The organism is Morococcus cerebrosus, assembly GCF_022749515.1.
Lineage (GTDB): Bacteria > Pseudomonadota > Gammaproteobacteria > Burkholderiales > Neisseriaceae > Neisseria > Neisseria cerebrosa.
The window spans coordinates 1,298,893-1,311,709 of sequence record NZ_CP094242.1; the positions used below are offsets into that span (position 1 = coordinate 1,298,893).

Annotated in this window: 13 protein-coding genes and 1 pseudogene; 7 read left to right on the top strand and 7 right to left on the bottom strand. The window is 49.4% G+C overall.

Features of this window, described 5'->3' with window-relative positions; all coding sequences use genetic code 11:
- Position 1 precedes the first annotated feature (1 nt).
- Both MON37_RS05985 and fdx read left to right on the top strand, forming a co-directional pair.
- Positions 2–364 carry a TIGR02328 family protein gene (locus MON37_RS05985; protein WP_039406339.1) on the top strand — a complete coding sequence of 121 codons (363 nt, stop codon included), beginning with the start codon at positions 2–4 and terminating at the stop codon, positions 362–364.
- Positions 365–449: 85 nt separating this feature from the next.
- Entirely contained in the window at positions 450–791 is a 342-nt protein-coding gene (fdx, locus tag MON37_RS05990; protein WP_039406342.1) for an ISC system 2Fe-2S type ferredoxin, read from the top strand.
- Between the two features lie 135 nt (positions 792–926).
- Here the strand turns inward: fdx and MON37_RS05995 are convergent, their stop codons facing one another.
- Entirely contained in the window at positions 927–1,538 is a 612-nt protein-coding gene (locus MON37_RS05995) for a hypothetical protein (protein ID WP_039406344.1), read from the bottom strand.
- Between the two features lie 260 nt (positions 1,539–1,798).
- Between MON37_RS05995 and iscX the strand changes: the two genes are divergently transcribed.
- The 3 genes from iscX to metE all read left to right on the top strand — a co-directional run bounded on the left by iscX (position 1,799) and on the right by metE (position 5,630).
- A complete protein-coding gene (iscX, locus tag MON37_RS06000) occupies positions 1,799–1,996 on the top strand; it encodes a Fe-S cluster assembly protein IscX (RefSeq protein ID WP_003742471.1) in 198 nt (65 codons plus the stop codon).
- Between the two features lie 343 nt (positions 1,997–2,339).
- Entirely contained in the window at positions 2,340–3,218 is an 879-nt protein-coding gene (metF, locus tag MON37_RS06005) for a methylenetetrahydrofolate reductase (protein ID WP_016686752.1), read from the top strand.
- Between the two features lie 135 nt (positions 3,219–3,353).
- Positions 3,354–5,630 carry a 5-methyltetrahydropteroyltriglutamate--homocysteine S-methyltransferase gene (gene metE, locus MON37_RS06010; RefSeq protein ID WP_039406349.1) on the top strand — a complete coding sequence of 759 codons (2,277 nt, stop codon included), beginning with the start codon at positions 3,354–3,356 and terminating at the stop codon, positions 5,628–5,630.
- Between the two features lie 242 nt (positions 5,631–5,872).
- Here metE and MON37_RS06015 read toward each other — a convergent pair whose 3' ends face one another.
- Both MON37_RS06015 and MON37_RS06020 read right to left on the bottom strand, forming a co-directional pair.
- Positions 5,873–6,589 carry an S-methyl-5'-thioinosine phosphorylase gene (locus MON37_RS06015; protein WP_003778025.1) on the bottom strand — a complete coding sequence of 239 codons (717 nt, stop codon included), beginning with the start codon at positions 6,587–6,589 and terminating at the stop codon, positions 5,873–5,875.
- Between the two features lie 264 nt (positions 6,590–6,853).
- Positions 6,854–7,924: an AI-2E family transporter gene (locus MON37_RS06020; protein WP_039406356.1), complete on the bottom strand. Its 1,071-nt coding sequence runs from the start codon at positions 7,922–7,924 to the stop codon at positions 6,854–6,856.
- Positions 7,925–8,128: 204 nt separating this feature from the next.
- Here MON37_RS06020 and purM point away from each other — a divergent pair, with 204 nt between their 5' ends.
- A complete protein-coding gene (purM, locus tag MON37_RS06025) occupies positions 8,129–9,163 on the top strand; it encodes a phosphoribosylformylglycinamidine cyclo-ligase (protein WP_039406358.1) in 1,035 nt (344 codons plus the stop codon).
- A 55-nt stretch (positions 9,164–9,218) separates the two neighbouring features.
- On the opposite strand, the gene MON37_RS06030 is transcribed toward purM, so the two are convergent.
- The 4 genes and pseudogenes from MON37_RS06030 to MON37_RS06040 form a co-directional block, all read right to left on the bottom strand.
- Positions 9,219–10,184 (bottom strand): IS30 family transposase, encoded by a 966-nt coding sequence (locus MON37_RS06030; protein WP_242883531.1) that lies wholly within the window; start codon positions 10,182–10,184, stop codon positions 9,219–9,221.
- 246 nt (positions 10,185–10,430) lie between these two features.
- Positions 10,431–10,493: pseudogene (locus tag MON37_RS12460) on the bottom strand (transposase); the annotation flags it as partial.
- A 23-nt stretch (positions 10,494–10,516) separates the two neighbouring features.
- Positions 10,517–10,846, bottom strand: coding sequence for a hypothetical protein (locus tag MON37_RS06035; RefSeq protein WP_141764163.1), 330 nt, complete (start codon positions 10,844–10,846; stop codon positions 10,517–10,519).
- 10 nt (positions 10,847–10,856) lie between these two features.
- Positions 10,857–11,261 carry an SEL1-like repeat protein gene (locus MON37_RS06040; protein ID WP_203025977.1) on the bottom strand — a complete coding sequence of 135 codons (405 nt, stop codon included), beginning with the start codon at positions 11,259–11,261 and terminating at the stop codon, positions 10,857–10,859.
- A 256-nt stretch (positions 11,262–11,517) separates the two neighbouring features.
- On the opposite strand from MON37_RS06040, the gene MON37_RS06045 reads away from it, so the two are divergent.
- Positions 11,518–12,310 (top strand): IS5 family transposase gene (locus MON37_RS06045; protein WP_234403659.1). Its coding sequence is split into 2 segments (ribosomal slippage): positions 11,518–11,781 and positions 11,783–12,310, totalling 792 coding nucleotides; the frame shifts between segments, so codons are not numbered across the junction.
- Positions 12,311–12,817: the final 507 nt, after the last annotated feature.

Here is a 12,817-nt window from a genome sequence, read left to right on the forward strand (position 1 = left end):
AATGAGACTCTGGCACCAAACCCTCATCCCCCTGCTCCCCCGCGCCCAGCTTTTAGGACAACACCGCGAATGTGCCGCCCTGCGCGGAGCAGGCTGGGGCAAGCCGCACGCGACGGTAAACTATGTTTTCACCCATTCGCCTGACAAGCTCTATCTGTATCACGCGCTGATTATGGAAGAAATGGAAAAACGCGGCTACAAACCCGACCCGTTGTGGAAAGACCCGCTGTACCGCGGAAAAGCAGTTGCCCCTTATCCCGCACACGATACCGAAGCCGCCGATTCGCCGATTTACCCCGAACACGATGATGCTTATCTGGACGAATGTCTGGAAAATTTAAAAAACAAAGGCATCGTGTTATAAACGGTTTCAGACGACCCTTTCATCACAAAAGGTCGTCTGAAAATTACCCACAAACCCTATCCACTCATTACAAGAGACAATAAAAATGCCCAAAATCACCGTACTCCCACACGCCGTATTATGCCCCGAAGGCGCAGTCATTGAAGACGCGCCCGAAGGCAAAACCGTCCTTGACGTACTGCTCGACCACGACATCGAAGTCGATCACGCCTGTGAAAAATCCTGTGCCTGCACCACTTGCCACGTCATCATCCGCAAAGGCTTCGACAGTTTGGAAGAGCCGACCGAATTGGAAGAAGACCTGCTCGACCAGGCATGGGGCTTGGAAGCCGACTCGCGCCTGAGCTGCCAGGCGGTTGTTGCCGACGAAGACTTGGTGGTGGAAATCCCCAAATACACCATCAACCACGCGCGCGAAGAGCATTGATGCAAAGAGGTCGTCTGAAACGGATACAGCAATGTTCAGACGACCCCTGCCAAATTTTGAGCAAACAAAAAGTCGTCTGAAACTGCCTTACCGACCGTTTTCAGACGACCTTCCGTCAAATCGCTGCCAAATCGTTTATTTGGAACGTGGAACGACAAACCTTAAGCGGGATACTTTCATCGAAGCGACGGTTTGCGCAACAGGGTAATTTTCCACTCTGCCTTTGGCGTTCAGCATACTGAGGCTGCTGCCATGACGGGTAATGATGCTCTTAGGTTCGGGCTTCGGTGCCGGTTCGTTTTTTGTTGCGGTTGTGACGGATTTCGGCGGTTCGGGTACATATCCCGCCAAGCCGAAGCGTTTGATGATTTCGTTTGCGGCATCCATATAACGTTGTTTTGCTTCTTCGTTTTCCACCACCATATCGTCAAGCGCCACAGACACGTCGTTGCTGCAGCCGACAATGCGTTCCGCAATACGCGAATACACCATCCAGCGTTTCAAACGCAAAGCGCCCGCATCTTCGTCCGGCGTGGCGGCATCCAAAGCAATCATGCCGTAACGCTTGCCATAACGGAGGCGCAGCGAAAGCCGCTTCAGCCCCTCACTATCGTCCAGCATCTGATAAAGCTCGCGGACAAGCAGCAGCAGGCGGTCGAACACCCCCGCTTTGGCAAGATAATTAGGATCATCGGAGGCGAGCGCGTAAATAAGTTTGGATAATTTGGCATTGAGTGCGTTGTTCATCGATTTTCCTGTTATTCATACTATAATGGATTTCTTTAAGAACCATTCCAAATGATTTGGTTGCATGACAAAGTGTAAATTTTCCTTAGTGAAAGTCAGAAAAATGTATTAACGTATGCCTTGAAAATATTACATAGGAAAATACCATATGCGATTTCGGACGCATTAATCATCGCCGACACGAATTTCCCCCAAAGCATTAACACCTAAACAAGCCATCCCGAATCAAACCATTCGGACACTCCAAAAGGAACGACATCATGAAATGGACAGACACCCAACGCATCGCCGAAGAACTCTACGACCTGCACGGCGACAGCATCGACCCGAAAACCGTTCGCTTCACCCAACTGCGCGACCTGATTATGGCGCTGCCCGACTTCGACGACGATCCCGCACGCTGCGGCGAACGCATCCTCGAAGCCGTACAACAGGCATGGATTGAAGAGGCTGAGTGAGGCAACATCATTTGCAAGCTAAAAACCAAGACGTCGTCTGAAAAATTTTCAGACGACGTTTGAATGGGTTGATAGCCAACTCAAGCGCAAAACATCTTATTGCTTTTGCTTTACCAACAAGAATACAAGCCATTGAAATCCATTTAATTTCAAGATATTCCTACATATCTGAATATGTATTTTCTCGCCGGCTTGCCCTCATATGAATAGAGGCAAGCATAATGGCAGTCACATTAAAATAATTCATAAACTTTCTGAAAATTTTGAATTTGACTCATACACAAGGCAAATTTATCATACAAGCCTGAAAACGTTTAAAAAAGACAACCGAGGTACACAGCCAATGAGTTACGCAAAAGAAATCAATGCGTTAAACAACAGCCTTTCCGACTTGAAGGGCGACATCAACGTTTCGTTCGAATTTTTCCCGCCGAAAAACGAACAAATGGAAACCATGCTGTGGGACTCCATCCATCGCCTGCAAACCCTGCATCCCAAATTCGTCTCCGTAACCTACGGCGCAAACTCCGGCGAACGCGACCGTACGCACAGCATCGTCAAACGCATCCAACAGGAAACCGGCTTGGAAGCCGCGCCGCACCTGACCGGCATCGACGCCTCGCCCGACGAATTGCGCCAAATCGCCAAAGACTATTGGGACAGCGGCATCCGCCGTATTGTCGCCCTGCGCGGCGACGAGCCGCCCGGTTATGAGAAAAAACCGTTTTACGCCGAAGACCTGGTCAAACTCCTGCGCTCCGTCGCCGACTTCGACATCTCCGTAGCGGCATACCCTGAAGTGCATCCCGAAGCGAAATCTGCACAAGCCGACCTGATTAATCTGAAGCGCAAAATCGATGCAGGTGCAAACCATGTCATCACCCAATTCTTCTTCGACGTAGAACGCTACCTGCGCTTCCGCGACCGCTGCGTGATGTTGGGCATCGACGTCGAAATCGTTCCCGGCATCCTGCCTGTTACCAACTTCAAGCAACTCGGCAAAATGGCGCAAGTAACCAACGTCAAAATCCCGAAATGGCTGTCGCAAATGTATGAAGGTTTGGACGACGACCAAGGCACACGCAATCTGGTGGCGGCAAGTATCGCCATCGACATGGTCAAAGTCCTGTCCCGCGAAGGCGTGAAAGATTTCCACTTCTACACGCTCAACCGCAGCGAGCTGACTTACGCTATCTGCCATATTTTAGGCGTGCGTCCTTAAAGCCGAAAACGGTTTCAGACGACCTCAGGGGTCGTCTGAAAAACAAAACGCCGCCCCATCCGCCCTATTCTGATTTACAATACCGACCGATTCGGATTGAACCGGTCCTTACAAAATCCAACTGGAGAGTTCAACATGACAACATTACATTTCTCAGGCTTCCCGCGTGTCGGCGCCTTCCGTGAATTGAAATTCGCCCAAGAAAAATACTGGCGCAAAGAAATCAGCGAACAAGAGCTGCTCGACGTCGCCAAAGACCTGCGTGAAAAAAACTGGAAACACCAAGCCGCTGCCAACGCCGATTACGTTGCCGTAGGCGATTTCACTTTCTACGACCACATCCTTGACCTGCAAGTCGCTACCGGCGCAATTCCCGCCCGTTTCGGCTTCGACAGCCAAAACCTGTCTTTGGAACAATTCTTCCAACTGGCGCGCGGCAACAAAGACCAATTCGCCATCGAAATGACCAAATGGTTCGACACCAACTATCACTACTTGGTGCCTGAATTCCACGCCGATACCGAATTCAAAGCAAACGCCAAACACTACGTTCAACAACTGAAAGAAGCCCAAGCTTTGGGTCTGAAAACCAAACCGACCATCGTCGGCCCGCTGACCTTCCTGTGGGTCGGTAAAGAAAAAGGCGCAGTCGAATTCAACCGCCTGAGCCTGTTGCAAAAACTGCTGCCCGTTTACGTTGAAATCCTGAACGCTTTGGTTGAAGCCGGTGCCGAATGGATTCAAATCGACGAACCTGCTTTGGCTGTTGACCTGCCAAAAGAATGGGTGGAAGCCTACAAAGACGTTTACGCCACTTTGAGCAAAGTAAACGCCAAAATCCTGTTGAGCACTTACTTCGGTTCTGTTGCCGAACACGCCGCATTGTTGAAAGCCCTGCCCGTTGACGGCCTGCACATCGACTTGGTACGCGCTCCCGAACAACTGGATGCGTTCGCCGACTACGACAAAGTCCTGTCTGCCGGCGTTATCGACGGCCGCAACATCTGGCGCGCCAACCTGAACAAAGTTTTGGAAACTGTCGAGCCTCTGAAAGCCAAACTGGGCGACCGTTTGTGGATTTCCAGCTCTTGCTCGCTGCTGCACACCCCATTTGACTTGTCAGTTGAAGAAAAACTGAAAGCCAACAAACCCGACCTCTACTCTTGGTTGGCATTTACCCTGCAAAAAACCCAAGAATTGCGCGTTCTGAAAGCCGCATTGAACGAAGGCCGTGATTCCGTTGCCGATGAACTCGCTGCCAGCCAAGCTGCTGCCGATTCACGCGCCAACAGCAGCGAAATCCACCGCGCAGACGTCGCCAAACGCCTTGCCGACCTGCCTGCCAACGCAGACCAACGCAAATCACCGTTTGCCGACCGCATCAAAGCGCAACAAGCATGGTTGAACCTGCCCCTGCTGCCGACGACCAACATCGGTTCTTTCCCACAAACCACCGAAATCCGCCAAGCACGCGCAGCCTTCAAAAAAGGCGAACTGTCTGCCGCCGATTACGAAGCCGCGATGAAAAAAGAAATCGCCTTGGTGGTTGAAGAGCAAGAAAAACTGGACTTGGACGTACTGGTACACGGCGAAGCCGAGCGTAACGACATGGTCGAATACTTCGGCGAATTGTTGAGCGGTTTCGCATTCACCCAATACGGCTGGGTACAAAGCTACGGTTCACGCTGCGTGAAACCACCGATTATCTTCGGTGACGTAAGCCGCCCAGAAGCCATGACTGTCGCTTGGTCTACTTACGCACAAAGCCTGACCAAACGCCCGATGAAAGGCATGTTGACCGGTCCTGTAACCATCCTGCAATGGTCTTTCGTCCGCAACGACATTCCACGCGCTACCGTGTGCAAACAAATCGCACTGGCTCTGAACGACGAAGTATTGGATCTGGAAAAAGCAGGCATCAAAGTCATCCAAATCGACGAACCTGCCATCCGTGAAGGCCTGCCTTTGAAACGCGCCGATTGGGATGCCTACCTGAACTGGGCCGGCGAATCCTTCCGCCTGTCCTCTACCGGTTGCGAAGACAGCACACAAATCCACACCCATATGTGTTACTCCGAGTTCAACGACATCCTGCCTGCCATCGCAGCTATGGACGCCGACGTCATCACCATCGAGACTTCACGTTCCGACATGGAACTCTTGACCGCGTTCGGCGAATTCAAATACCCGAACGACATCGGCCCAGGCGTTTACGACATCCACAGCCCACGCGTACCGACAGAAGCCGAAGTGGAACACCTGTTGCGTAAAGCCATCGAAGTCGTACCGGTTGAACGCCTGTGGGTAAACCCGGACTGCGGTCTGAAAACACGCGGTTGGAAAGAAACTCTGGAGCAACTCCAAGTCATGATGAACGTTACCCACAAACTGCGTGCCGAATTGGCGAAATAAGTTTGAACTAGCGTAATCAAAAGGTCGTCTGAAAATTTTCAGACGACCTTTTTATATGGTTTAGAGAATCAAGGGAAAAACATAGCGGATTAACTTTGAAGCAATACGGCATTGCCTCACCTAAGCTTCAGAAAGATGATTCCCAATGATGAGACAACAGATAAATCAGCTTCGTACTGCTTACGCTACCCACAGTTTCATTGCCATGTCCTGATTTAAAGTCATTCCACAAAAGATGGTGTTTACAAACCCGCAAGCAAACGACGGATTTTGCCGATGGCAAGCTCGGTTTCCAAGCCGCATTCCGTCCCTTCCGCTCCGCCGCTGAGGCAGCGGATGTCGGTGATGCCGCAGAAGTGGGCGTATTGGATGCCCAGTTCGCGGGCGAGGAAGGCTTCGGGCATTCCGGTCATACCCAATACGTCCACACCGTCACGGCGGTAACGTTGGATTTCTGCGCGGGTCGGCCAGCGCGGGCCTTGCAGGCAGCCGTAAACGGCTTGGGTGTATAAGGGCATTTGGTGCTGTTGCGCGTGTTCGGCAATTTTTTCGCGCAGTCCGGCGGAGTAGGGTTCGAGAAAATCGGTGTGTACGACCGGTTCTTCCTGTCCTTCAAAAAAGGTGTCCTTGCGGCCGTAGGTGTAGTCGATCAAGTCGTCGGGCAGGACGAGCGCGCCGTTTTCAAAGCGGTCGTTGATGCTGATGACGGAGGAAACGGCGACGATGTATTCCGCACCTATGGAATGCAACGCCCAAATGTTGGCGCGGTAGTTGATTTCGTGCGGCGCGACGGTATGGCCGAAGCCGTGCCGCGCGAGGAAGAAAATGTCCTGACTGCCCAGTTTGCCGCTTAAGACGGGGCTGCTGGTCAGTCCGTAGGGGGTGCGGACGATTTTGCGGTCGGTGATGCTCAGTTCGGGCAGCTTGGTCAGGCTGCTGCCGCCGATGATGGCTAACATATGGTCCTTTATATAAGTGATTTCAGGGAGTGAGTGTCGGAAAGAAAAAGGTTTGCAAAACAGCCATGATGATGGAAAACAGGATTAATACCTTCATTTTTTCCGGAAAGCTGTATCCGTCGTCTAGGGGAAGCATTTCCCATAGCAACATCGATAGGAAACCGGATATAAACCAAAGTGCAAAATTGTTCAACATGGCTGTCGAAGAAAGGCTGGGAGGTCGTCTGAAAACCCATATCTGATTTCAGACGACCTTTTGTCCTTTTACTTGTGTTTGTAAAAACGGCTGTGGAAATAAGCATTCACACCTTCGCGCAACAGGACTAAGGTTACGGCGGCAAGCGGCAGGCCGGCGAGCATGCCGACGAAGCCCATGAGTTGTCCGAAAGCCATCAACGAGAAAATCACCCAGAAAGGCGACAGGCCGATGCGGTCGCCGACGATTTTTGGGGTAACGATAAAACTCTCGAGGAATTGTCCGATAGCGAACACTACCCACACCATAATCAGACCGTTCCATGTGCCAAATTGCAGCAAAGCGGCGACGGTTGCCAGCAAAAGTCCGGTAAACGCGCCCAAATACGGGATAAACACCAAAATACCGGCAATCATACCGATAGCGAAACCGGAATCCAGTCCGACCAGCATCAGCCCGACCCCGTACACCAGCCCCATAATCAGCATCACCATCAACTGCCCGCGCAGGAACTCGCCCAAAACTTCATCCATGTTGCTTGTGATGCGCGTATAAGTGTCGATAAAGCGGCGCGGAACCAACGCGCTGATGCCGTAAGACCAGCGTTTCCAGTCCAAAAGGAAATAATACAGCAAGAGCGGCAGCAGGATCAGGTTGCTCATGCCGCTGATGACGTTGCCGCTTTGGCGCATCAGCGTCGGGACCCAAGCCTTGAGCGTGTTGCTCAATTCCCCTATATGCGACTGCAACCATTTGACCACCGAATCCTGATCGATATGCACATAATTACCCGCCACATGGTTCAGCCAAGGCAGCAGCCTGTTTTGCGTAAAATCGACGATTTGGGGAATGCGGCTGACCATATTGTTAAACTGGTTGATCAGCATAGGCACGATAATCAGCATCAACGACAGCAGCAACAGCAAAGCGAATACCATCACCATCATGGACGCGGGGCCGCGTTTAATCTTTTTCTTCTGCAACCATTCCACCAGCGGATTCAACACATAAGCCAATACCGCCGCCACAATAAACGGCGTCAGGATCTCGCCCAGCGCGTACAGCAGCCAGACAAAAGCCGCAATCACGCAGCCCATAATGATCCACGGCTTCATGCCGCGCGTTTTTTTCTGATACATAAAACCTTTCCATGTGTGTTTCAGCGGAAGCCGCCGCAATCGTTTTCAGACGACCCCTGACCGTCCAGTATAACAGAATAAACGGGGTCGTCTGAAACCTCAGATTGTTTACAAAATCACCGAAAAATCCAAGCCCACGCCTGCAAAATAAGGTAAAATACGCCCCATCGTTTTTCCGTCCCAATCACGATAAGGAACCCATTCATGAGCACTTCACTGAGCTACCGCGACGCAGGCGTTGACATTGACGCAGGCGACCAACTGGTCGAAAACATCAAACCTTTTGCCAAACGCACCATGCGTCCCGAAGTGTTGGGTGATTTGGGCGGCTTCGGCGCATTGGTCGAAATCAGCAAAAAATACAAAAATCCCGTCCTTGTCAGCGGCACTGACGGCGTGGGAACCAAGCTCAAACTCGCCTTCGACTGGGACAAACACGACACCGTCGGCATCGACCTCGTCGCCATGAGCGTCAACGACATTTTGGTTCAAGGCGCAGAACCTTTGTTTTTCCTCGACTATTTCGCCTGCGGCAAACTCGACGTCGCCCGCGCTACCGATGTGATTAAAGGCATTGCCCAAGGCTGCGAAGAATCCGGCTGCGCCCTTATCGGCGGCGAAACCGCCGAAATGCCCGGCATGTATCCCGAAGGCGAATACGACTTGGCGGGCTTTGCCGTCGGCGTGGTCGAAAAAGAGCGCGTCATCAACGGCCGCAGCATCAAAGCGGGCGACATCGTGTTGGGCCTAGCTTCCAACGGCGCCCATTCCAACGGCTATTCCCTCGTCCGCAAAATCATCGCCCGCGACAATCCCGATTTGGACGCCGAGTTCGACAACGGCAAAACTCTGCGCGAAACCATCATCGCCCCGACCCGCCTGTATGTGAAACCCATCCTCGCCGCTTTGGAAAAATTCACCATTAAAGGCATGGCGCACATCACTGGCGGCGGCATCACTGAAAACGTGCCGCGCATCCTGCCGGAAAACACCGTTGCCCAAATCGACGCCAAAGCGTGGGAATTGCCCAAGCTGTTCCAATGGCTGCAACAGGCAGGCAACGTGGAAACGCAAGAAATGTACCGCACCTTCAACTGTGGCATCGGCATGGTGGTCGTGGTTGCCGAAGAAGATGCCGACGCGGTGCAGGCGTTCTTAACCGAACAAGGCGAAACCGTTTACCGTTTGGGTAAAATCCGCGCACGCAACGGCGACGAGCATCAAACCCAAGTGGCTTAAATCACAAGCCTGAAGCTAAATAAAAGGTCCTTGGATTCGGATTTCAAGTGCAACACTAGGGTACCAGTGGTTGGAACAGATTTAAGAATAAAACACTTGGCGTTTCGTAGCCAAGTGTTTTTCTCGGCCGGTGGTTCAACTCATCTTGAACCCTGCGTATCTCCCGATCGCTGATGTTTCGGAAATCGGTTTGTTTGGGGAAATATTGCCGGATGAGTCCATTGGTGTTCTCATTCAGCCCTTTCTCCCAAGAATGGTAAGGGCGGCAAAAATAGGTTTTCGCCTTCAAGGCTTTGGCTATTTTGGTGTGTTGGTAGAACTCTTTGCCGTTATCCATGGTGATGGTGTGGACTCTGGCTTTATATGCCTTTAATACCCTAATGGCCGCCCGGGCAGTGTCTTCGGCTTTTAAGTTCTTTAATTTGCAGATGATGGTGTAGCGGGTAACGCGTTCGACCAAGGTCAATAACGCGCTTTTCTGATTTTTGCCGACGATGGTGTCGGCCTCCCAATCGCCGATGCGGGTTTTCTGGTCGACGATAGCAGGTCGGTTCTCTATGCCGACGCGGTTGGGCACTTTGCCTCTGGTCCATGTGCTGCCGTAGCGTTTGCGGTAGGGTTTGCTGCATATTCTGAGATGTTGCCACAAAGTGCCGCCGTTGCTTTTGTCTTGGCGAAGGTAGCGGTAAACGGTGCTGTGATGGAGTGTGATCCCGTGGTGTTTATGCAGGTAGGCACATACTTGTTCGGGACTGAGTTTGCGGCGGATAAGGGTGTCGATGTGTTGAACCAGCTGCGAATCGAGCTTATAGGGTTTTCGCCGGTGCTGTTTGGTCAGCCGGCTTTGCTTCTGTGCTTTTTCGGCGCTGTATTGCTGTCCTTGGATGCAGTGCCGCTTGATTTCGCGGCTGATGGTGCTTTTGTGGCGGTTGAGCTGTTTGGCGATTTCGGCGATGGTGCAGTGGCGGGACAGGTATTGGATATGGTATCGTTCGTCTTGGGTCAGTTGTGTGTAGCTCATGGCAATCTTTCTTGCAGGAAAGGCCGTATGCTACCGCATACTGGCCTTTTTCTGTTATGGAAAGTTGCACTTCAAATGCGAATCCGCCGTCGTCTGAAAACTGAACTGCACCTTTGTGGTTGGATATCCCCCAACCACCAAGGTGCAGTTTTTATAGTGGATTAACTTTAAACCATTACGGCGTTGCCTCGTTTTAGCTCAAAGAGAACGATTCTCTAAGGTGCTGAAGCACCAAGTGAATCGGTTCCGTACTATCTGTACTGTCTGCGGCTTCGTCGCCTTGCCTTGATTTAAATTTAATCCACTATAAGACCTAATCCACGATTACTGTTTTAAGGAATCGAAATAACATCTGCAATGCATCTTGGACCATCAAAAATTTTAAATTTCGTATCTAATGGTATTTTTTCGTTTTTTCTTATCAGGAACCAAGCGTTTGCATAACTGATGTTTTTATTTGGTATATGCTCGTAAATGTCTAAAACTATACTTCTAGGAAAATTTTCTTGAAAAACACCATCTTCAAATTTACTTACGGGATAAAAGAGACCAATGGGAGGAATCGTCTGACAACCTCCGTCTTCTCGTAACTTCCAAAAAATTTGAACATTAGTAGTATTTTCAGCATTTATCATTGAATCCTCCCAGTGTTCTAGTTTCAAAAGGTTGAGGTTATTTTATTAAGATTTTTAATTCATCCGGTAGCTTAGCACCATTTTCATATGCTTTCTTAGCCCAAAATGTGGCTTTTTCTTTATTTCCTTGTGCTAAAGATAAATCAGCTAAATTGGATTGGGCAATAGGATGTCCATTTTTTGCCGCTATCTCTAGCCATTTAAATTCTAAATTTTGATTTAGAGATACAAACATATGGTATTGATATAATTTGAATGATGAATTTTTATCTCCATGAGAGGCTTTTTCTTCCAGAGTATGAATTTCTTCATCCGAAATCCAATAAGTACTACCCGTTGATATGGAGTCAGCTATTTTTTCATTTCTTTTCGGATATTGTTTACATGATAGTATAGAAATTGATAACACCAATAAAATTAAGAAATTTTTAAATATTTCCATGGTCAATACCTTTCACATTGGTCTTTTTTATTTGAGGAGTGAAACCACTCATAATGCATTTATATTTAAGGTCTCCTTTAACTTGTGATCTTAATTTGGAAAAGGGTCATCGGAAATTAATTTCAGACGACCTTACTGTGCGGTTTGATCTTTATATGGTTTACTAAGTTTATGTGCTTTCTAGATTTTTCAATAATTGACCAGCTTCTTCCTTAGAACGTGTTCATTGTCTCAGCCTCTGCTGTAAACTATCGGCATGAACAGAAAAACCTACCCAAGCGATATCAGTCGCGAGCAATTTGCGCCTCTCCTTCCCCTGCTGGAAAGTGCCCGTAAACGCACAGCGCCACGCCAGGTGGACTTGTACGATGTCTTTTGTGCCATTCTCTACCTGCAACGCACTGGCTGCTCCTGGCGCGCTTTGCCGGGCGACTTCCCCAAATGGCGCACCGTGCATTCCTACTTCCAGAGATGGACCGAACCACGCGAGAGTGGCATCAGCATCCTTGAGGAAGCATTAAAAAAATCAGGTAGTTGCGGAGCACCGCAAGCAGGGGCGCCATGAAGCAACTACTTTCCTGATTATTGATGCGCAGAGTGTGAAGAACACGGATACCGCCATGGAAAAAGGCTACGATGCGGGCAAGAAGGTTAGCGGTATCAAGCGACATATAGCGGTTGACACGCAAGGTTTGCCGCATGCCCTTGCGGTAACGACGGCGGATGTTACGGATAGAAAAGGCTGCCTGGTGGCATTGGAACGTGGGCGGGATAATCTTGGTGCGATACAAAAAATCCTTGCTGACGGTGGTTACACGGGTAAGGCATTTGCTTCGTCGGTACAGGAGTTGATTGGTGCGGAGGTAGAGATTGCCAAACGAAACGAATTGCACCGTTTTGCAGTATTGCCGAAGCGATGGGTAGTAGAGCGCAGCTTTTCCTGGTTGGAAAAGAACAGGCGGCTTTGGAAAAACTGCGAGCGTAAGTTGAGTACCAGTCTGCAAATGGTAGCTTTGGCTTTCTTGGGAGTCCTGCTACGAAGACTATGAACACGCTCTTAGAGATTTCAGTAATATAATCGCTCTTGGTAGCAAACTTAAGTAATTCTATTATCTTATGATAATCCCTCTTGTTTTTCCTATTAATTAAGAATTTTGCATAATCAAGAGCTGCATCTCCATCATTTAATTCTAATATTGCTTTATTCCACCAAAATTTAGCCTGCCTTATATTACCTAAACCGGCATAAAGTGATGCAATATTAGAACATACCCCACCACTTTTCCCTTCATATTGCCAACTTTTTCTATACCATTTAAGCGCCAAAAGTGGATTTTTTTCAATCTCATATCCAATATCATATAAAACTGCTAAATTATTATAACAATTAACATCTCCTTGCAAGGCTCCTTTCTTCAAAAAATAAAAGCTTTTTGATAATCTTCATGTTTAAGGAAATAACTAGCTTGTAAAAAATCATCAGTATGATAATCGTCTTACCGTTTGGGCAAAATCCGCGCACGCAACGGCGACGAGCATCAGACCCAAGTCGCTTA